Annotated in this window: 15 protein-coding genes; 5 read left to right on the forward strand and 10 right to left on the reverse strand. The window is 39.9% G+C overall.

Annotation, left to right across the window (positions count from 1 at the left end):
• Positions 1 to 11 precede the first annotated feature (11 nt).
• The 6 genes from OA91_RS12475 to OA91_RS12500 form a co-directional block, all read right to left on the reverse strand.
• Positions 12 to 902, reverse strand: a complete 891-nt coding sequence (locus tag OA91_RS12475; protein ID WP_063338702.1) for a helix-turn-helix domain-containing protein — start codon at positions 900 to 902, stop codon at positions 12 to 14.
• 277 nt (positions 903 to 1,179) lie between these two features.
• On the reverse strand, positions 1,180 to 2,553 hold the full coding sequence (locus OA91_RS12480; RefSeq protein ID WP_046019005.1) for a sigma-54-dependent transcriptional regulator: 1,374 nt from the start codon (positions 2,551 to 2,553) through the stop codon (positions 1,180 to 1,182).
• The gene (locus tag OA91_RS12485; RefSeq protein ID WP_046019004.1) at positions 2,534 to 4,615 is read right to left on the reverse strand and encodes a sensor histidine kinase; all 2,082 of its coding nucleotides are present in this window, start codon (positions 4,613 to 4,615) and stop codon (positions 2,534 to 2,536) included. The genes OA91_RS12480 and OA91_RS12485 overlap by 20 nt, the downstream gene beginning before the upstream one ends.
• A gap of 77 nt (positions 4,616 to 4,692) precedes the next feature.
• Positions 4,693 to 5,643: an AEC family transporter gene (locus tag OA91_RS12490; RefSeq protein ID WP_063338703.1), complete on the reverse strand. Its 951-nt coding sequence runs from the start codon at positions 5,641 to 5,643 to the stop codon at positions 4,693 to 4,695.
• A 70-nt stretch (positions 5,644 to 5,713) separates the two neighbouring features.
• Positions 5,714 to 6,391 carry a response regulator gene (locus tag OA91_RS12495; protein WP_046019002.1) on the reverse strand — a complete coding sequence of 226 codons (678 nt, stop codon included), beginning with the start codon at positions 6,389 to 6,391 and terminating at the stop codon, positions 5,714 to 5,716.
• A 21-nt stretch (positions 6,392 to 6,412) separates the two neighbouring features.
• Positions 6,413 to 7,819: an ATP-binding protein gene (locus tag OA91_RS12500; protein WP_046019001.1), complete on the reverse strand. Its 1,407-nt coding sequence runs from the start codon at positions 7,817 to 7,819 to the stop codon at positions 6,413 to 6,415.
• 218 nt (positions 7,820 to 8,037) lie between these two features.
• Between OA91_RS12500 and OA91_RS12505 the strand changes: the two genes are divergently transcribed.
• Positions 8,038 to 8,358, forward strand: a complete 321-nt coding sequence (locus tag OA91_RS12505) for a hypothetical protein (protein WP_063338704.1) — start codon at positions 8,038 to 8,040, stop codon at positions 8,356 to 8,358.
• Positions 8,359 to 8,482: 124 nt separating this feature from the next.
• Positions 8,483 to 9,367 carry an acyltransferase gene (locus OA91_RS12510; protein WP_063338769.1) on the forward strand — a complete coding sequence of 295 codons (885 nt, stop codon included), beginning with the start codon at positions 8,483 to 8,485 and terminating at the stop codon, positions 9,365 to 9,367.
• 59 nt (positions 9,368 to 9,426) lie between these two features.
• Here OA91_RS12510 and OA91_RS12515 read toward each other — a convergent pair whose 3' ends face one another.
• Entirely contained in the window at positions 9,427 to 12,258 is a 2,832-nt protein-coding gene (locus OA91_RS12515; RefSeq protein ID WP_063338705.1) for an FAD-binding and (Fe-S)-binding domain-containing protein, read from the reverse strand.
• Between the two features lie 353 nt (positions 12,259 to 12,611).
• Here OA91_RS12515 and OA91_RS12520 point away from each other — a divergent pair, with 353 nt between their 5' ends.
• From OA91_RS12520 to OA91_RS12530, 3 genes are all read left to right on the forward strand, one after another.
• A complete protein-coding gene (locus tag OA91_RS12520; RefSeq protein ID WP_063338706.1) occupies positions 12,612 to 13,781 on the forward strand; it encodes an aminotransferase-like domain-containing protein in 1,170 nt (389 codons plus the stop codon).
• A gap of 266 nt (positions 13,782 to 14,047) precedes the next feature.
• Positions 14,048 to 16,060, forward strand: a complete 2,013-nt coding sequence (locus OA91_RS12525) for a sensor domain-containing protein (RefSeq protein WP_063338707.1) — start codon at positions 14,048 to 14,050, stop codon at positions 16,058 to 16,060.
• 54 nt (positions 16,061 to 16,114) lie between these two features.
• Positions 16,115 to 16,324 (forward strand): DUF1289 domain-containing protein, encoded by a 210-nt coding sequence (locus OA91_RS12530; protein WP_231870368.1) that lies wholly within the window; start codon positions 16,115 to 16,117, stop codon positions 16,322 to 16,324.
• Positions 16,325 to 16,748: 424 nt separating this feature from the next.
• On the opposite strand, the gene fusA is transcribed toward OA91_RS12530, so the two are convergent.
• From fusA to OA91_RS24070, 3 genes are all read right to left on the reverse strand, one after another.
• A complete protein-coding gene (gene fusA / locus OA91_RS12535) occupies positions 16,749 to 18,833 on the reverse strand; it encodes an elongation factor G (RefSeq protein WP_063338708.1) in 2,085 nt (694 codons plus the stop codon).
• 219 nt (positions 18,834 to 19,052) lie between these two features.
• The gene (locus OA91_RS12540; RefSeq protein WP_197477803.1) at positions 19,053 to 20,282 is read right to left on the reverse strand and encodes a glycosyltransferase family 4 protein; all 1,230 of its coding nucleotides are present in this window, start codon (positions 20,280 to 20,282) and stop codon (positions 19,053 to 19,055) included.
• A 115-nt stretch (positions 20,283 to 20,397) separates the two neighbouring features.
• Complete coding sequence (locus OA91_RS24070) at positions 20,398 to 21,111, reverse strand: DUF3592 domain-containing protein (protein WP_082827929.1); 714 nt, start codon at positions 21,109 to 21,111, stop codon at positions 20,398 to 20,400.
• Positions 21,112 to 21,413: the final 302 nt, after the last annotated feature.

The following is a 21,413-nucleotide window of genomic DNA, read 5'->3' on the forward strand; positions in this document are numbered from 1 at the left end:
TGTTTAAGAACTTAATGTACTTGACCATACTGATTTGTAGGTACGCCAAACTGTCGAATAAACATAGCTTCAAACTGGTCTTCAGAAAAACCGGTTTTCGCTACAATTTCAGATCGCGAATAATGGTCAGTACGTAACATAGCCGCGGCACGTTTTAATCTTATTTGATCTCGGTATTGGGTAACCGTTTGACCAACAAGATGATAAAAGCCTAATTCTAAGGCATCAGCATTTAAACCTGCTTGGTATGCAAACTCAGTAAGTTCTTTCGTTATGCCAATATCTGCTTCTAGCAAATTCTGCACGTTGAATAGTTTACTTTGGCAATCATTGCAGGACAACATGTGAGACAAGGTTTGCATCTGTTCTAGTGCTAAAAATGCAAAAGCATAGATCTGACCCACCAAACTCAGTTGCCTTTGAGCGTTATTTTCGATTAATGGCTTAATATTTGTATGGCTTTTATTGGTTATCGGTAAACAAACCACACTTTTTGTAGGGGCAATCTTATGCATAAGCGTCTTTAAAAAACCGATTAGACCAGCTTGTTTCTCATTAAGCGCATTAGCCAAAAGCTCAGGTTCAAAATGAACTTGTACTAAACTGCGAACTTCATCTGCTTTTACTTCGAACTCACCTGCGACATCATTATCAAAGTACGAGACTTGTAAGGAATCCAAATCAGCTGGAGAGTATACTGATTGCTTTCCTAGCAGAGAAAAGTAAATTCCTCTTTCAGCCTTTTCAAAAAATACAGTGTCTTGAAAGCACTTAATTTCTTGCTGCGTTAAAGTTAAGCCAGACATTAATTGATAGGTATTTTTATACCCTGAAAAAGCATCAGACATCAGTGATGATACTTCTCCTTCTTCGTTATAAATGTCATTAATGCTGATGCGCATTGGTCCTAACCTTTCGTATTTGATAATGATTACTATTTATAATATCAAATAAATGCAAATGCAAGTCATTCTCATTAAAAGTTTAGATATTTTGAAAAATCCTTAATTTAATGCGCTTTTTACTGTTTTGAAGTATGGGGCTTGCTATATCTTATTAGGCACTCTCTCGTCTGCTAGTTTTAAGGCTCTTAGTTTTATGGCACTAAGACGAGAGGCGCTTTTGACTGGATTTTAGGTGGAGAGAATAATTTAATTGCTGGTTTAGTGGATTCTCATCTTAACTTTCATCTAGATAGTCGCTGCGATTTAAACCGTAACGCTGCATTTTTTGATTAAGTGTCCTTCTGGGTAAATGTAAAAAGTCTAAAGTACTTTGGATATTACCTTTAAAATCACGTAATGCTTGGTCTATTAGGTTCCTTTCGTACTCTTGAACTTTAACGCTCAAGGGGAGAGGGGAAAGGTTAACATGTGAGCTTTGTGCTTGATAACCGCTAAGAATTTTTACTATGGTGCTGTTGGCTTCTAATGCATACCTTAGGGCGACATTTCTCAATTCTCGTACATTACCTGGCCAGCCATAAAGCATAAGTGTCTCATGGTCCATTGGGCTTAAGGGTCTGAAATTAGCGCCTTTTTCAGCACAGGCTTGTTGGCAGAAGTGCTCAAACAATAGGGGGATATCATCGCCTCGTTCGTTTAAAGGCGGTAGGTGGACTTGTGAGACATTCAGCCTAAAGAATAAATCCTGACGGAAGGCTTCTTGGGTCTGTAGGTTGCCTTTTGCAGCAGCAAGCACCCTAAGGTCTACCTTAATTGATTTATTGCCACCGACTCTCTCTAGGGTGTTTTCTTGTAGTACTCTGAGTAATTTGATTTGCATAGCCAATGGCATGCTTTCAATTTCATCTAAGAACAGGCTACCACCGCTGGCAAGCTCTAATTTACCAATGCGTTGTTTTTGTGCACTAGTAAATGCACCAGCTTCATGACCAAATAATTCACTCTCAAACAAATCTGCCGGAATAGCGGCGCAGTTAATCGCCATAAAGGGTTTATCACGTCTATGACTGTGCTCATGAAGAGCCTGAGCAACGAGCTCTTTGCCGCAGCCAGTATCACCATAAATGATGACATTGGTATCAATTTGAGCAAAGGTCTTAATTTGTTCACGAATAGCTTGAATTTCAACACTCTTACCTAGAATTAGCTCTTCAATGCCTTTTACATTCGCTAGGTAATCTTGTTGCTGTCTTTGTTGCGCATCAAGCTCTCTTTGAGCACATGCTTTTGCCACTGTTTCTAGTAGACGATTAGGATCAAAAGGTTTTTCAAGGAAGTCAAAAGCACCATCTCTTAAGGCTTTGACTGCCATGTCGATATCACCATGGCCTGTAATAAGTATCACTGGTAATCTTGGGGCCAAAGCGAGAAGTTGCGACATCAAGCCTAAACCATCTAGTGGCTGCATTCTGATATCACTGATAACAATGGCATTGCGATTCACATCAAATTCCGCAAGCAGGGTTTGGGCATTATCAAATTCTTGTACTTCATAGTCAGATAAGCGCAACCATTGTGCAGTTGTTTCACGAACAAGCTGATCGTCATCCACTAAGAGTAGTGTGGTTTTACTGTGCTTGGTTTTCAAAATGTGCTTGCTCCAATGTGAGGATAAAAGTAAGGCCTGTATTGTCGTTTTGCTCTGCAATTAGTGTGCCTTGCATATCTTTTGCGAGGTTTGCGCTGATCGCAAGTCCTAGGCCAAGGCCTTTACCTATAGATTTACTGGTATAAAAGGGTTCAAAGAGGTGTATGAGGCTGGCTTCATCCACACCTGGACCATTATCTTCAATCTTAATTTGCACCTTATTGTTGACTAACTGACTGGTGAAATTAATTTTTGCTGCAATGTCATGTTCGATGCAAGCATCTAAAGCATTGCTCAATAAGTTGGCAAAAATACGTTCTAAGCGAGTCGATTCAGCACTGACATTTTGTTCTTCAAGGTTTACTTTGAGTTCCAGTTCCTTTGCTTTATCACCAAGACTAAGAAAGGCTTTATCTAGGCAATCATCTAATCGGGTCGGCCCGAGTTGTTCGGGTCTTTGATAAGCAATGACTTTTAACTCACTGGTGAGTTTGTGCATACGACCTATCATGGCTTCTACTTGGCTTAAGGTTGTTTGCGTTTCTTTGATCTGATTTCTATTGAGTAATAGCTCAGCAGTGTAAACCAAGGTGCGAAGGCCGGTGAGAGGTTGATTTAATTCGTGGGCAATTGCAGTAGACATCTGGCCTATGGCTGCTAGCTTTTCCGCTCTTAAAAGTTCTTTTTGAGCCGCTTTCAATTCGTTGCTACGGGCCTCTACTCGACTTTCAAGGTTATTGTTTGCTGCAATTAAGGCCTGCTCAGCTTGCTTACGTTTTGAGATATCAATCAAGGTAACAAGAAAGCCGCTGGAATGGGCCCAGTTAATGGCAGAGATGGAAATAAGCGCTGGGAAGCTTTCTTTCTCCGCACGTTTTAGCCAAATTTCTTGCTCTTTTATATTAAGCGCGTGATAAAAGTCATTAAGACTTAGGCTAGGTTGCTGGTGGGCTTCAGGGTAGCTGTGGCGCGGTGCAAGCAGCTCGCTTAAGTGTTGCCCGATAAGTTGGGGCTGATGCCTAAAATAAGCTTGCCCAGTTGGGTTAATAAATAAAATATTACCGACATTATCAAGTTGAATTAAGCCCACATGGGTTTTTTCAATTAAGGCTTTTTGCCTTTGTTCATTTTGCTCAAGCAGGCGTTCATTCTCTATCTTTGAGGCAATCTTTAGTGCTCTTTCATTGCGATACAGGGCAAATACAATTAATAAGGAGCCAATCATTAGACAAACAAAGGCGATGTAATTGGCCGTTTGTTTACTGCTCTTCATGGGGGATAAATAATGAAGCTGCCATTCAAGGTCATCTAAGACGACGCTGTGTAGCATATAATCTTTGTTTTCTATTTTTATTTGATAAGTCTTTGTGCCTTCAATGAGAGGGTAGCGTAGTCCAGATTGCAGGCTTTTTTTATCTCTGGACCAGTTAAGGTCGTCATTGGCTAAAAAGAGATTCTTTTCCTTATCTGTAATGGCAATGATTTCCCCCGATACGGTCCAACTCTCTATTAAGTGGGAAAGCTGTATCTGTATGGCGACTGCCCCAAGTAGCTGACCAGAACCGTAAATAGGTGCCGTGAGTAACTGTGCTGATTGCGTGTATTCCTTGTTGTATCCAGTTAGTAAGCCAGCTTCACCTTGCTGTTTTATTAATTGTTTAGCGAGTTCTGTTTGGGAGAAAAAAGGGTCGAGTACGCTCTTTCCCCTGTCATTGGTGGAAAGAAGAATGTCACCATCTTGATTGAGAATAAACCAGTCATTGGCACCTGATACCTTAGCTATATCTTCAAGGTAGCCTCTTAGGTAAGGTGTGGGCTGAGGGTTAGATATGAACTCTCTAATAGCTGGATTATCTGTCACTGAATAAGGCATGTGGCGGTATTCATTTAACTCACGCCTTAAGTCTGCAACATAGGTTAATAGCTGGTTTTGCCCTTGTTGATGGAGCTTTAACATCAAGGCTTGGCTTGCAAAAAAATGTGCAATGGCAAATAAGAAGCTAGCGGCGAGTAGTGCGCTACTAATGAAAACTAATTTGTGCTTTTTATAGCTAAAATTCAAAACTATACCCTAGCTAGGCTAATGAAAGGCGAAAATGCTTTAGTGCTAATTATATAATTAATAGCTTTAGGTCTTAATTAAATTAATCCATAGCTGCGCAGTAATGTAATACCAATGCTGGTACTGATTAATGAAAGCATGGTGGTTAGTACTATGATGTTAGCTGCTAGTTTAGCATTTCCTGCCATGGCTCTCACCATGATATAGCCAGCTGAGGCTGAAGGGGCTGATGACATTAAAAAGATGACCCCTAGTTCCATGCCTCTAAAACCCCATAAAATGCCGGCCAGTGTTATCACCAAGGGTTTGATTAGCAGTTTGCCAATACTGGCCATGGAAGAAAGGGGCAAATCATTTTTTAAAGCACTGAAACTCAAAGTAGCTCCGGCACATAAGAGTGCAAGAGGAAGCGTCATCTGAGCAAAATAACTGCCTGTTTTAAGAATACTCTCTGGCAAGCTGATACCTAAACTTGAAATGATAGTTGCCGAAACAATACTGATAATAAGTGGGTTTTTTACTATGCCTTTTAAAGTGTTTGCAATGTTTGCTTGCTTGTTAAAAGAGCGGTTTAAAGTGATAACAGATAAAATATTAAATAAAACGGTAACACTGCCTAAGTATATGGAGGCGATAGAGAAAACACTGTCCCCGTATGCATTAACGCAATAGGCTAATCCGATAATTCCCATATTTGAACGAAAGGCTCCCTGAACAATAACGCCTCTATCAGCTTTGTTTTTTACTAATTTTGCAGTAACAAACTCAAACACTAAAAAGAGTAGTAGTACACAAGTTACTGCAAAAATTGGCAAGCTAAAATCAGTGGACTGGGTTAAGTCTGTTTTAACAATGCTGATAAATAGTAGAGCGGGCAGGGTAATGTTAAAGACGAGTTTAGATGCAACATCAATAAAATTATCATTAATCATCCTAAGGTAATTTAATAATGCACCTAAGGCGAGAATGAAGAAAATGGGCAAAGTAATGGAAACTGAAAACTGCAGAACCGAGAGAAAACTTTCCATTGTGGGTCTCTAAGCTAAAGATAGGATTCAATAAGCCATGACAGTGGCTTATTGAATTTTAAGTTGCCTACTAATCGTTATTTTCGAAGCGATAACCCGCGCCATAAACAGAATGGATTACATTCAATTCTGGAGCCACCATTGAGATACGCTTACGCAGCTTTTTAATATGGCTGTCTATGGTTCTATCACTGACAACTCGGCTATCTGTGTAGATGCGTTTCATAATGATTTCACGACCAAATACACGGCCAGGTTCACTAATAAGTAATTGCAGTAGTTGGAATTCTACTGTGGTTAAATCGATTAGTTCGCCTTTGTAGGTAACGCGAAGTCTATCTACATCCAGCTCAAAGCCTTCAGTTTTTGGCTCTTCAATTTGATCAAAACCAACGCGACGTAAGTTGGCTTTTACACGTGCAACCACTTCTCGAGGGCTGTAAGGTTTACAAACATAGTCGTCTGCGCCCATTTCCAAACCTAATAGACGGTCAATTTCTTCCGCTTTTGCTGTCAGCATTATGATAGGCACATTACTAAATAAGCGAACTTGTTTACAGATTTCCATGCCATCAAGACCAGGTAACATAAGGTCTAGTAAAATGAGGTCAACATGATTTTGTTTTAGATAATCAATGACAATATCACCACGATCAAGGTGATGGCTTTCATAGCCAGATTGAGCTAAATAAGCCGTTAGTAATTCGGCTAATTTAGGTTCGTCTTCAACAATTAGTATTTTACTCATGATCTGCTTGATATTCCTAAATTAAGTTAGCGGTAGCTCGATACGTATACCAAGACCTTGTTTGCTTGAAGAATAGGAGCTAATTGTACCTCTATGGCCGTTAACAATACTACGGCAGATAGCTAATCCTAAACCTCGTCCGCCTGTTTTGCGGTTTCTTGAGCATTCTGTTCGATAAAAACGTTCAAATATTTTTTCAATATCTCCAGAGCAAATGCCTGGCGCTGAGTCTTCAAAACAAATAACGACTGCGTGCTTTTGCTTTTGTACATGAATGCTTAGCTCGCCCGGTGCTGAAGTGTATTTTAGCGTGTTACTCATTAAATTTGAAAACAATTGATTTAAGCGGTTCGCATCAGCTGTAATCGGGATAGCACGTTTCTTATCAAAGGTTAATGATAAGTTAAGGTTAGCTTCTTCGAATGATCTTTGCATACTAGCAACGGTTTGCTCAAGCACATCAACAACATCGTGCTCTTCCATCTTGTAATCCATATTACCAGTATCATGCATAGATAACTGGTTAAGATCTTCGATTAAGCGACCCAAATGCACTGTCTCATTCAATAAAGAGCCCAAGCTATCAGGAGTAACTTTAATGATGCCATCCTGCATGGCTTCTATCTCACCTCGCAAAATAGCAAGAGGCGTCCTTAGTTCGTGAGCGGTATCCGCAACCCAGCGTTTTCTTGCTTCTGTTGTATTTTGTAGTGTACTCGCTAAATGGTTGAGGTCGAATGCCAGCATGCCTAATTCATCACGGCTATTGGTTGGCAGACGAGTGCTATAGCTACCTGATGCCAACTGTCTTGTTGCTTGACTCATTTGGCAGATAGGTCGACTCATTGCTTTAGCAAGACTCCATGTAAACAAAGCTACGATTGCGATCATAAATGCAGAGATAAGCAAGAACGACTCAGCCTGTTTTTTCACAAACTCTATCGTGTGGTGTTGTACAACTTCTTTGAGAGACCTTAAGCCGACATAACCAACAATTTCACCCGCTACTTTTACTTTTTGAGTTAAAGCATATTTAAATGGAATTTCACCTATGAGGGTTTCTTTGTCAGCGTTATACAATAAAAAGCGTTTACGGTACTGCTGAGATGGATAAATCAGATCCAAGTTGGGTGTAAGTGGTGAGGGCACCATGTCAGCGGTACTAGCAAGCTTGGCTTTTTTCCAATCTTCCTCTAAGCGACTCTCGGATACGAGAAAATCCCAATCCTCATAATAGATGTAGAGGTTTGCTGAGCGGTTAGCCATTTGTCCAAGGTAAGATTTGTCTTGCTGAATCACATAATTGAAAAAGCCTTGGTCAAAACTCCACTGATAAATCTGCCACATACTACCAATGATAAGTATGTTGGATACGGCAAAAATGATAAAAAGTTTATATTTAAGTTTTAATGTAGAAAGAAGGTTCATAGGCCATCTGGTTTTCAATTTGTATTAAGTTCAATTTACCCTGAAGCATACGACTAATCGACCCAAACTGACTAGATGTTGCTTGTGTAAATAAAGAGGAAAAATATTGATTTGGATGTTTTTTAATCAAACTAGGCCCTTTATAATGCCCTGCGATTTAATTGCGTCTAAAAGCGTAATTGATAATAGGTTTTAAGTTTATAGTGTAAGTGAGTGATATGCCTCCGTTTCGTTTCCATGAAGAAGTTGTTAGAAAGTTAGATGCTAAGACCCGTCGTAGGGCATGGAGACTAGCTTTAATTCGCTCTAAAGTGTTTTTTAAACCTTGGGTGATGATTAAGCTGAGTGGTTTGTTTTTAATGATTGCCTGGTTGCTTACTGGCCCGTTAGGTGGGGTGTCTGGAGCTTGGGTGCCTTGGGCTATCGCCTTACCTTTCTTGCTGCCATTTGTGTTACACAAAGATTATGAAAAGCATGTGAAACCAGAGCTAATAGCGCTTTCTAAAGAGTTAAAACATAGCGCTAAGGTTTCCTGTTAAGGTTTCTTCTGAATCTTCTTTTAGTGACGCCTATTCGTTATTTTCCCTAGGCGAGATAGACTCTCTTTTGTTGATTATAAAAAAACAGTATTATGCTTTTTTGTTATGTTTTATTGGTGCTGTTATGAGTCATATTTCTTTTCATTTAAAAGCCTCTCTGTCACTTTTGTTGATAGTGTTAAATACTTTATTTTGGTTTACACCAGTGGTTGCGTTAGGCGTGATTAAGGTTTTAATTCCCAATACTTGGATCAGAGGGAAACTTAATCTTATTATCGATAGAATGGCGACATACTGGATAGCTTTAAATAATCTTAACCAGTCTCTACTGGGGCGAACAAAAGTAACCCGCTATGATCAAGAGCGTCTCTCTTTAAATGCTTGGTATATGCTCATTTCAAACCATCAATCTTGGGTGGATATTTTAATCCTGCAAAGAATTTTTAACCGTAAAATTCCTTTTCTCAAATTCTTTCTGAAGCAAGAGCTCATTTGGGTTCCATTTATTGGTCTTACTTGGTGGGCACTCGACTTCCCCTTTATGAAGCGTTATAGCCAAGCTGCAATTGCTAAACGCCCAGAGTTGAAGGGTAAAGACATTGAGGTCACACGTAAGGCCTGTGAAAAGTATCAGTTTTCACCTGTAACCGTGATGAATTTTTTAGAGGGAACAAGGCTAACGGCCAGTAAACATGAGAAACAAGGTAAAAAGTTTAATAATCTGCTAACACCAAAAGCTGGCGGCCTAGCTTTTGCACTTTCCGTTATGGGTGAAAGGCTAGATAATTTGTTGGATGTCACTCTGGTTTATCCAAACGGAATCCCAAGTTTTTGGGATTACCTTGGTGGTAAGGTTAAAGAGGTGAAAGTACATATCCGAGTTCTTCCTATTTCTGAAGAGCGCATTGGTAATTATTTAGAAGATGAGGACTTTCGCAAAGCCTTCCAGCTTTGGGTTAATGAAATCTGGTTGCAAAAAGATCAGCAAATTGAAGTGATGCTGAACTAGATAATGACGTCTATGTCATTATCTAGCGTTACTGTAATATAGGCTGATTAAGTAAATCCTTAATCAGCTCTCTTCGCTTGGCTCACCTCATCGAGTAAATAATATAGTGATTGATAAGGAACGCCTGCATGTTCGCTCAAACCAATCTCACAAGTTCTACTTGATGAAATCCCTCGTTCGCATTCTTTTGGTAATTGCTGCTTAAGATTCGCTAAAGCACTTTGGTTTAGCTCAGGATGAGAGAAGCCTTTATCACCGGCGAAACCACAACAACCAATGTCATCTGGCACATAAATATTGTCACACAGTAGGTTTGCGAGATTTAGCATGCTTGGCTCTAATCCTGCTTTTTTAGTGCTACATGTGACATGAAGGCTGATGCTATCGCTACTTTTTTGAATATTAAGTGCAGGTACCAAATGCTCTAAGGCGAACCTAACAGGATCATAAGCATCGAGCTTTTTGTCTAGGCCTTGATCTGCACTGTTAATGCAGGGGCTAGTATCAAATAAAACAGGCCATTTGCCATTTTCAGAAGCCGTGATGAGTGCTTGGTTTAATTGGCTACGCTTCTCATCAGCTTGCTCAAAAAAGCCTTTACTCTGAAACGGCATACCACAACAAAGGTCTGATACTTGTTTGGGAAGAATGACGTCAAACCCCGCCTTATCTAATAGCTCGAATATAACTTGAGTTAGACTTCGTGAATCCACCTGGTCCGGATCTATGCCTAAAGTTCTATTGGCACAAGAAGGAAAGTACACCACTTTTTTAGTATGGTTTCCTGTATTTGATCTTGTTTCTTTCAACCAGTGGTTGGCTTTAGGGGTATTAGGACGCCATTCACCCACTGTGCCTTGGCTCACTTTATTTACCTGAGAAACCAGTTTTGACATGGTTTTATTGCCAATAACATTACGAGTAATGTTAGCGCTATCAAGGGCAACCTTTATTAATTTAGTGCTGGTATCAAAATGTTTCGCAGCCCATTTAGCTTTGTTTTCATTAACTTTATTGTTTTCCTGTCGTAAGTGGCGTGTCAAATCACCTGTATTGATGCCAACAGGGCATGCCATACTACAAAGCCCACAACCTGCACAGGTATCAATGGCTTGATACTGATAATCTTTTTCAAGAGCTGCCAAGCGCTCTTTTTCTTCAGGTGCTGTCGCTAAGCGTGAAAGTTCACGGCTGATCACAATGCGTTGTCTTGGTGAAAGTGTTAGGTCTTTTGATGGGCAATTTTTCTCGCAAAAGCCGCACTCAATACAGGCATCAATTAATGGGTTACTTGCCGGTAAAGGCTTTATATTTTCTAAATGAATATTTTTATTATCGTTTAGAATTACTCCTGGATTAAGTATGCCTGTTGGGTCGAATATCTGTTTGATTTTCTCCATGACGCTGTAACCTGTCTGGCCCCATTCGAGCTCAACAAAGGGAGCCATGTTTCGACCTGTGCCATGTTCTGCTTTAAGTGAGCCTTGGTATTTTCCAACCGTCATATTGGCGACATCTTTCATCAATCCATCGTATCTATCAATATCGGTTTGAGTGTCAAAAGATTGTGGGAAAACAAAGTGCAAGTTGCCTTCTAATGCATGGCCAAAAATAACGGCATCATGGTAATGCCATTTTTCAAACAGCTTATGTAAATCATTAACGGCATTGGCAAGTTCTGCTACTGGATAGGCGACGTCTTCAATTAGAACAGTAGAGCCTGTGCTTCTTATTGCACCAACAGCTGGGAAAACACCTTTTCGAATTGCCCAATATTGAGCACATAAATTTGCATCTTGGCTAAATTGGTAATCAAGGCATGCAGGCTCTTCAGCTTGATTTAATACCTGATTGATCTTGTCTACTTGGTCTTCTAGCTGGTGGCGGCATTGGGCTCTGGTTTCGACGAGTAATACACATGAGCCTTCTTTTAATTGAGTAATCGTTTGGCTAATTACATCATGATGACGTACAGAGTTTAATGCAGGCCAGTCCATGAGTTCAACGGCTGCAACAGGTGTGTGCTTTAGACGGCTAACAGCGTCACAAGCTGCTTGAATATCATTAAAAAAGATTAATGCAGAGGCTTTGTGTTTCTCTTCAATCATGGTGCGATAAGAGACATTAGCAATAAAGCCTAGAGTACCTTCTGAACCTATGAGTAGGTGAGCAAGGATATCAATAGGATCTGTAAAGTCGGTTAGGGCATTTAGGGCATAGCCAGTTGTATTTTTAAGACGATATTTATGTTCAATTTTCTGTTTCAGCTGTGGATCGCTTTTAACGTCTTTAGCTAATTGAGAAAGCTCTTCTAGCATCTGGCTATGTGACTGCTTGAACTGGGATACTGATTCAGGGTCTGCAGTATTTAACTGGCTGCCATCGGCCATAATGCAATGAATTGACTCTAGGGTATGGTAGGTATTGTGTGCTGTGCCACAACACATGCCTGAGGCGTTATTAGCCGCTATTCCGCCGATTTTGGCCGAGTTAATAGAAGCAGGATCTGGTCCAATTTTTCGTCCATAAGGCGCAAGGTATTTGTTTGCCTGAGCACCGATAATACCTGGTTCAAGTTGAATGATTTTACCTTCATCAAAAATTTTATAATTTTGCCATTTATTGCCTAATGAAATGAGTACAAATTCAGTAATGGCTTGTCCAGATAGGCTGGTGCCAGCAGCTCGAAAGGTAATTGGAACCGAGAATTGGTTTGCTGCTTTTATGATGTGAATGACTTCTGATATCGATCCAACCTTGATAACGGCTTTAGGAATAAGTCGATAGAAGCTGGCATCTGTACCGTAAGCAAGTGTTCGTAACGGGTCTTCTATGATGTTATTTTCAGCACATATGGCTTTTACTTGATCTAAGAATTCTTGATACTGCATTTTACACTCACTTTGGTATGACCAATTTGTTTTAATAGTTAAATCTCAAACTACTTGCTGTATTTAGCTTTGTCAAAGGCATTTAATTTAAAAAAATCAATATAGATTGGTCATACCTATTTTGTTTCGTTTTAAATTTTTAGCTTTTCTTTGAGTTTTTTCTTAAGTTTTTGGTTTTAGGTTCATAAAAACTTTCTGAAGCTCTTCTTCTTTCCTTTCTCTGTCTGGTTTTATCCTGTATAAAATGGCTTTTTTTTATCTGTATGCTCAGCAATCACTTAGCCTGTCTGTTTGAATATAAGATAGTCTTGATAAAATTTTGCCAAATTAGAATATGTGTTAGGAAGTTTTGAATGAAGTTGTCTCAGTTGTTAACCGCAAATTCGCAGCAAATGGAAAGTTCACTTGTGCGTGAGCTTCTACATTATAGTCAGCAGCCAGATATTTTATCTTTTGCTGGTGGCTTGCCTGATGAGGCTTACATGCCTGCTTTCCCTAATATGGAGAGTGTTGCAGATAGTCGCCAATATGGTCCAAGCGAAGGTGAGGCGGCATTGCGTGAGCAAGTTGTTGCGACTGTGGCTGAACGTGGTATTCAGGCTGGCTTTGATCAAACTTTGATTACAAATGGTTCTCAGCAGGGGCTAGATATAGTCAGTCGCTTGATATTGGATAGTGATTCAATGATTTTGACTGAGCAGCCTACTTACCTTGCTGCGATTCAGGTGTTTAAATTGCAAGGCGCTCAGATTCAGGATGTAGCGGCAGATGATGAGGGAATGTCAGTATCTGTTATGCGAGAGTTGATAGATCAACATCAGCCAAAAGCCGTTTATTTAATTCCTAACTTTCAAAACCCAGCAGGGCATTGCTATAGCTTGAAGCGTCGTCAAGAGATTGCAGCTCTATTAGATGAAAAGGGTATTCTATTGATAGAAGATGACCCTTATCGTGATTTGTGCTTTGAAGATGTAGATAGAACACCTATTTCTAGTATGCTTAAAACGGCGCCTTGGATATATATGGGGAGTTACTCAAAGGTTTTATGGCCAGGATTAAGAACGGGCTACCTTGTTTCATGTCCAGATATTGCGCCTTATCTTGTTAAGCTAAAACAAGCGACTGATTTGCATACGAATCGTTTAGGCCAAAACCTAATTGCTAGCTATTTAGCGACAGGTGAGTTTCCTGCTCATTTAGAAAAGTTGCAGCAAGTATATAAGGCGAAGCGCGATACCATGATGTTGGCGTTAGATAAGTATTTGGGTGACCTTGTACAATTTGAAAAACCAGCTGGCGGTATGTTTGTTTGGTTGACCTTACCAGAAGGTGTGTCTTCTAAAAAAGTATTGTCAGACGCGCTAGAGCAAAAAGTGCTAATTTTACCTGGCACGCCTTTTTATCCAAATAATAGTGATGCCTACGATAGTAATATTCGTTTGAGTTTTGCTCGCGTACCGGAAGATAAGTTAGATTATTCAATCGCATTACTTGCAGATGTGATAAAAGCGCAAATGAACTAAAGAAGACGTCTTCGTTTTCTGATTAAGGCTGCCTCATTGAGGTGGCCTTTTTTGTTCTTAAAATTATCTTATGAAAGATGGGGGTTGTATTAATCAAGTGTTACTAAGTTTCTTGATACCTTGTTCTACATCACGAAAAGGGTAGCTCAGGCTTTAGTCGTGAACCTACTAGTGTCATTATTTTAGCGATGTAAGCACTATGTAGCTGATGTTCTGGAGCGGATGTCAAGGATGCTAACAAGGATGTATTAACGAGGTAATCTGCATTGTTAATTGAAGAAAAGCAAATCAGCGTTTTCATTGAAAATCTGCCAGGTCTAGTTTATTTAAAAGATTTACATGGTAGGTATCTAGCGGTTAACTCCGAATTGCAGCGCTATTTTAGTCAAGATAAGCCTACCGAAATTCAATTCAATAACCCTAATCAAATTTTGCCTGCGAGCCTAACAACTCTGTGTTGTGAGTATGAGCAAGACTTAACAAAAGACAGTTCTCAAGTAAGTTTTGAATTTACTCTGAAAAACTTTGCCTGTTTAGACGTTTCGTTAAAGCCATTCCTCTTTGATGGTGAGTTTTGCGCCATTCTTGGTGTAATAAAGGATGTTACACAAGAAAAGCTGGTTGCTGATAAAAACTCCCAATATAAAGCTGTTTTCAACTCTGCAAAAGAGGGGATTCTTCTGGCGGGAGTCGATTCAAAAATTAGAGCGGTCAACCCAGCCTTTACTGACATTACAGGTTATAGCGCAGATGAAATGATAGGGAATAATCCCTCTATGCTGAGTTCTGGACAGCATGACTCAAGCTTTTATAGTCAGGTTTATAGGGCGCTTTATCAGGAAGGGCAGTGGCATGGTGAAGTATGGAATAAACGTAAAAATGGCAGCCTTTACGTGCAATGGCAAACGATTACAGCGCTAAAAAACGAAAAAGGGGAAATATATGAGTTCCTTGCTGTATTTAGTGATATTACCCATAAAAAGGCGCGTCTTGAAGCTATTGAGTTTAGAGCTAATTTTGACCATTTAACTGGGTTGCCAAATAGAGCGTATTTTCATGAATTAATGGCTAATCAACTGACGCTCTGCTGCAAAGAAAAGAGCCAGTGTGCTTTGATGTATCTAGACTTGGATAACTTTAAGCGAATTAATGATTCGTTAGGTCATAGTGTAGGCGATAGTTTGCTCAGAAAGGTGACTCAAGTACTAACGAATGTGATTGGTGAAACTAATACTGTTTCTCGTCTAGGTGGCGATGAATTTGTGATTATGTTGCCTTCATTTTCACAAATTAATGAGCTTGAAAGACTAGCGCAAACAGTGGTTGATGCTTTAAAAGAGCCTTTTGTTATTGAGTCAAGCTTGGTGCATACAGGGGCAAGTATTGGCATTGCCTTGTCACGAAATGTTGAAGATGTTGAAGAGATTTTACGTCTTGCGGATCTTGCGATGTATAAAGCGAAAGAGCTTGGAAAAGGGCGATATGTGTTTCATACGGGTCAGATGTCGGAAGATGTGCTTTCTGCTCGAAAGCTCGAACTAGAATTGCGAGAGTCAATTTTAAAGCAGGATATACGCGTCGCATTTCAGCCTATTGTTGATTTATCTAGTCATGAGGTGCTTGGGTATGAGGCATTGGCAAGGTGGACAACCTCTTCGGGTCAGGTTGTTGCGCCTGATGTTTTTGTTGGTTGTGCAGAAGAGTTAGGGTTAATTCAAGATTTATTCGAAGTGGTTTACGTTAAAGTCTTGAAGGGATTTTGTGATTTACAGAAACAGCACGCCAAGCGTATTTATGTGTCTATAAACCTTTCCTGTTATCAAATTCCTAGTCTTTTGGGTGTGGGTTGGATGACAGAACAGCTCAGTCATTATGATTTGGCACCAGAAAATATCATCCTTGAGATTACAGAAGGGGTCTTGCTAAAAGACTCGATGAATACTCGTTTATGGTTGGAAAAGGTGAGAGAAGCTGGATATCGTCTAGCTTTAGATGACTTTGGTACAGGCTTCTCTTCGCTGGCTTATTTAAAAAGTATACCGGTTGATATTCTTAAAATAGATCGTCGCTTTGTGGCAGATATTGCTAACGATGAATCTGATCTTGCTCTTGTGAGTGCTATTCTTGCTATAGCTGAGGCTTTTTCGATTAGAGTGATTGCAGAAGGCGTTGAGCGTGAAAGCCAGAGGCAGGTCTTGGGGCGTTTAGGTTGTGGTTTAGCACAAGGTTATTATTTTGGCCGACCTGCTGAAGTTGAAAAGAAGGCGTTATTAATTTAACTGACGATATTATAGATAAATTGCTATTATCTCTCTATTTGAGGGGGATAAAGTTTGTCAGATGTTAAAGAGGTGAGTGCGGAGCCTGAAATTAAATCACCCTGTATGTCTTTGTGTTGTCTAGATGATGAGGATGTCTGTATTGGCTGTCATCGCAGTGTTAAAGAAATTACTGCTTGGGGTCGCATGAAACACCAAGAGCGCAAAGAAACTATGCAGAGAGTGGCTGAACGTGAGCAGGCTAGTGGTCGTATGATGCGTTAGCAAGCAAGTTGTAAACTTATAAAAGTAATAATCAAAGCTGAGATGGATTGTCTTGGCTTTTTTTTGTGCCTGATTTTAAGGGTTGTAAATTTCAGGTAGAAAACTACTGGAGATTAATCGTTAGTTTTTTTCTCACCTTGTGCTTTGCTAACGACTTAAGAGTGCGAAGCAGTAATTTTCAATTATGTTCTGTGGATTATAAAATTTAGGTAAAAAAAACCGATGATTACATCATTGGGCTTTTGTGTTTCTCAAAAACTATTAGTTATTAACCGTTAGCTTTTTTCTCTCCTTGTGCTTTGCTAACGACTTAAGAGTGCGAAGCAGTAATTTTCAATTATGTTCTGTGGATCATAAAATTTAGGCAAAAAAAACCCGATGATTACATCATCGGGTTTTTGTGTTTCTCAAAAACTATTAGTTATTAACTGTTAGCTTTTTTCTCACGTTGTGCTTCGATTACTGCTTCAGAAACAGAGTTCGGGCAAGGAGAGTAGTGAGAGAACAGCATAGAGAACTGACCACGACCAGATGTCATAGTACGTAGTGTACTGATGTAACCAAACATTTCTGATAGAGGTACGTCAGCTTTAATACGAACACCAGAAACGCCAGCGTTTTGATCTTTGATCATGCCACGACGACGGTTAAGGTCACCGATTACATCACCAACGTGATCATCAGGAGTGAATACGTCAACAGCCATGATAGGTTCGATCAACTGAGGACCTGCTTTTGGCATAGACTGGCGGAAAGCGCCTTTAGCAGCGATTTCGAAGGCAACAGCAGAGGAGTCAACTGCGTGGAAGCCACCGTCAAATAGTTCAACTTCAACGTCAAGAACAGGGAAGCCCGCTAGGGTACCTTCGTCCATCATAGACTTGAAGCCTTTTTCTACAGCTGGGAAGAATTCTTTTGGTACGTTACCACCAACAACAGAAGAGCTGAATGTGAAACCAGTACCCACTTCACCTGGTTTGATGCGGTAGTCGATCTTACCGAACTGACCAGAACCACCAGATTGTTTCTTGTGAGTGTAGCTGTCTTCAACTTGTTGTGTGATAGTTTCACGGTAAGCAACCTGAGGTTGACCAACAACTAGGTCTACACCGTAGGTACGCATTAGGATATCAACTTTGATATCTAGGTGAAGTTCACCCATACCACGTAGGATTGTCTCACCAGTTTCTTGGTCAGTTTCAACGCGGAATGTTGGATCTTCTGCAACCATTTTACCAATCGCAATACCCATCTTCTCGTTACCACCTTTATCTTTAGGTGTTACGGCGATAGAGATTACTGGCTCAGGGAATACCATTGCTTCAAGTGTACAAGGGTGCTTAACGTCACAAAGAGTATGACCAGTTTGAACGTTTTTCATACCAACGATAGCGATGATGTCACCCGCTTGCGCTGTGCTGATTTCGTTACGATCGTCAGCTTGCATTTCAACCATACGGCCGATACGTTCAGTTTTTCCTGTGAAGCTGTTAAGTACAGTATCACCTTTGTTAAGCACACCTGAGTATACACGTACGAAAGTTAGGGCACCGAAACGGTCATCCATGATTTTGAATGCCAATGCGCGAAAAGGTTCGTCAGCAGATACAATTGCTTTCTCGCCGTTTGCATTACCTTCTTCGTCAGTAAGGTCTTGAGGCTCAACTTCAGTTGGGCTTGGTAGGTAATCAACAACCGCATCAAGAAGAATCTGCATACCTTTGTTCTTGAACGCAGAACCACAGTATGTAGGGAAGAAAGCAAGGTCACGTGTACCAGTACGGATACAACGCTTGATGTCTTCCATTGAAGGCTCTTCACCTTCCATGTATGCCATCATTAGGTCGTCGTCTTGTTCTACCGCAGTTTCGATCAACTGTTCACGGTAAGCTTCAACATCATCAACCATGTCAGCTGGAACGTCTTCGATTGAGTAGTTTTCTGGTTGTCCAGTTTCGTCCCAAACGTAAGCTTTACGAGTTAGAAGGTCAACAACACCAGTGAACTGATCTTCAGTACCGATAGGCAATACCATGATTAGTGGTGTTGCGCCTAGTACGTTACGTACTTGGTCAGTTACACGGTAGAAGTCAGCACCCAAACGGTCAAGTTTGTTTACGAAGATGATACGAGCAACTTCTGAATCGTTAGCATAACGCCAGTTAGTTTCAGACTGAGGCTCAACACCACCAGAACCACAGAATACACCGATACCGCCATCAAGCACTTTAAGAGAACGATATACTTCTACTGTGAAGTCAACGTGCCCAGGTGTGTCGATAACGTTGAAACGGTGGTTTTTCCAGAAACAGCTTACTGCTGCAGACTGGATGGTAATACCACGTTCAGCTTCTTGAGTCATGAAGTCAGTTGTAGATTCGCCTTCATGTACTTCACCGATCTTGTGGATCATACCGGTAAGTTTAAGAATACGTTCTGTTGTAGTTGTTTTACCCGCGTCAACGTGAGCAAAAATACCAATGTTTCTGTAGTGCGATAAGTCAGCCATTACATTACTCTAATATATAAGGTTTGGACGAAAAATTTTCGCGCAAGTATACAGGATAAATAGTCAGCATTAGAAGGGCATAAGCATAGTTAATTTTGTATTAGTTGCTATCTTAGCCATGTAAATACTAATAAGAGGGGAGAATAGCCCCAATTTTAGGGGCTTTGACTGTAAGTGTGATTTTTTGAAACCTATAAAAAAAAGCAAATTACAGTGCATTTATCCTTTGTTTTTTGCCTCAATCCACTGCGACATATACTGAGTGCTCTTCAAACTATGGTGTCTCACCATTAATCCCATGAAATTTTGTTGGCGATTCTGTGTTTGATTAGCTTTTGAATCAATAAGTCGTTCAATAAATTTCTGTTGCCATTCATTTTTATGATAAAAGCGGTTGAGTATCTGGATAGCTTTGTTTTGGTTTGCCTTCCAGCTTGGCTCATCTTGATAAAGTGATACAGCGGACTGAATAAATTCATCCATGTCGTCAGAAATAACACCATTCCAAGCAAAGTCTCCATGCATGGCTTCAGCACCTATCGATGTGGTGATGCTTGAGGTGCCATTTTGCATTGCTTCAACTAATTTACCTTTGATACCAGCACCAAACCGAATGGGAGCTAAGCATACTCTGGCATTTTGCATCACCTGATTGGCATCTTTAGCCCAGCCTTTAATTAAGAAGCCTTGTTTTTCATTATGAAGCTGGGTGGCTTTAGGTGGTGGGTAGGCGCCATAAACATGAAGCTGTGCTTGAGGGAGCTGCTTGCGTATTTTTGGCCAAATTTCAGTTTTAAGCTGTAATACAGCATCCCAATTAGGTTCGTGACGAAAATTACCTATGCTAATAAAATGCGCCCTTTCTTCGAAAGAGGGGAGTGAATCCAGTTTTGTTTGATCAACCTTCTCTAGCATAAAAGGAAGGTGCATAAGTTGGTAGGCTGGGACATTGAACTTGTCTTGTAGCAGCTGATACTCATACTCAGAAATCATAAGCGTTAAATCACTGCGTAATATGGCTGCAATTTCTCTAATGCCTAGATCTGAGTGCATATCGCTAAGTTGAAAATTTTGACCTGATTTAACCGCTTTATGTCTAGCGCTTCTGAGGCTATGAAGATCTTCGGTATTAAGTACGCGTAAAGCGTTAGGGCAATGCTTTTCAACTCGCCATGCAAACTGCTCTTCCATCATAAAACGATCAAAAATCACTATGTCTGGATTTAACGAGATAATATAGTCATCAAAACTAGACTGATTAAGTTCTATTTGACTGGTACTTATCCCCATTTCACCAAGGTTAACCATATGTTCTGTCGTTTGTGCAGGGGTTGCGAAATGAACTGAAAAGCTTGCGCTCTGTAAGCTTTCGATGAGTTGCATCATGCGTGAGCCAGCAGCGGATGAATTTGGTTCTGGCCAGACATAACCAATAATTAATATTTGCAAAGGAATACTCTTAATTTCTATCGGATCGAATTAGGTTTAGAGGTGAAGAGCTATGGTAAAACTTTCAATCAAGACAATATAGTAAAAGTATTCCTTAAACCCCTTGTTGCTTTGTTTACCATTTAAAGTTGGGTGCTTTTTCAGGGGGCGTTAAAAAAGACAAATCAAAGTAATATTCACTAGGATTATCTTTTTTGATCAGAATGGTGACTTCTTTATCTTCCAGCATATCGCTAGGGTCGAATAATAAGTAATCACTTTTAAATATATGTAATGCGGTGGCATTTGGATTTAACCATTCCGTATAAATTCGATATGGTTTTTTTCCTTTACATTCATGTTCTGGGTTTATTTCGACGCTTCTTAAGACTGTTTTAATTTTAACTCCATGGTTTTGTAAATAGCGTACTTTTCGCTGTTTCTTAAAATCTTTCAAGTGAATAAGAATAAAGCAGAGTATTAAGGCGCTACCAAGATCAGCAAGAATGCTGAAGGGAGATGTAAAGCTTGGGGTGGGTTTTAAAATGGCTCTGCCTGGTTCAGACTCACTATAAATGACAGCAATAGACTGCCCTTGTTGTAACGGCTGGGTACTTTGAGGTGAGCTTAGGTGAAGCTCAATTTCTTGATTCCACAGGGTTTTGAAAGAAACAATTAAATCTTGTTTAAAGGCATTATCCTGTGAAGAGCTTGGTTGAACAACATGTCCACTGGCTTCTTGGCTATCTTTGAAAGGGTGCTGGGATTGATAAAACAAGATACTTGCGATTAAAAGTAAAAAAAGGCCTATGGTTAAAATAATATATTTAGCGTGTTCTAATTTATCCATTTGATACTTCCCTTCATCGTTTAACGCCATAAATCATTCACAGCTGTTTGTCTAAATTGGAGAAAACTTCTTTAGGTAAATTCTTAATCTAATTAGCAGAATACGTTATTTAACAGAGTGCTTAACAGAAAGTTTTTATTGTTTTTTGTTATGCGTTTGTACAAAAAGTGAGGCCTATTTGAGCCTAATTTAAAAGGAGTTAATAAGGTTTTTATGAGGCTGACTCAATAATGATAGGAGGGAGCTATCTAGGAAGTTGGTTATGGATGTCAGTGCACCCTAAGGGGAAAGGTGCACTTTAT

It is taken from the genome of Marinomonas sp. SBI8L (genome assembly GCF_001624705.1).
Lineage (GTDB): Bacteria > Pseudomonadota > Gammaproteobacteria > Pseudomonadales > Marinomonadaceae > Marinomonas.

Coding starts and splice junctions, on each gene's coding strand:
- OA91_RS12495 (WP_046019002.1), bottom strand. CDS start 6,391: ATGAGTAAAATACTAATTGTTGAAGACGAACCTAAATTAGCCGAATTA.
- OA91_RS24070 (WP_082827929.1), bottom strand. CDS start 21,111: ATGGATAAATTAGAACACGCTAAATATATTATTTTAACCATAGGCCTT.
- OA91_RS12505 (WP_063338704.1), top strand. CDS start 8,038: ATGCCTCCGTTTCGTTTCCATGAAGAAGTTGTTAGAAAGTTAGATGCT.
- OA91_RS12490 (WP_063338703.1), bottom strand. CDS start 5,643: ATGGAAAGTTTTCTCTCGGTTCTGCAGTTTTCAGTTTCCATTACTTTG.
- OA91_RS12515 (WP_063338705.1), bottom strand. CDS start 12,258: ATGCAGTATCAAGAATTCTTAGATCAAGTAAAAGCCATATGTGCTGAA.
- OA91_RS12500 (WP_046019001.1), bottom strand. CDS start 7,819: ATGAACCTTCTTTCTACATTAAAACTTAAATATAAACTTTTTATCATT.
- fusA (WP_063338708.1), bottom strand. CDS start 18,833: ATGGCTGACTTATCGCACTACAGAAACATTGGTATTTTTGCTCACGTT.
- OA91_RS12475 (WP_063338702.1), bottom strand. CDS start 902: ATGCGCATCAGCATTAATGACATTTATAACGAAGAAGGAGAAGTATCA.
- OA91_RS12520 (WP_063338706.1), top strand. CDS start 12,612: ATGAAGTTGTCTCAGTTGTTAACCGCAAATTCGCAGCAAATGGAAAGT.
- OA91_RS12510 (WP_063338769.1), top strand. CDS start 8,483: ATGAGTCATATTTCTTTTCATTTAAAAGCCTCTCTGTCACTTTTGTTG.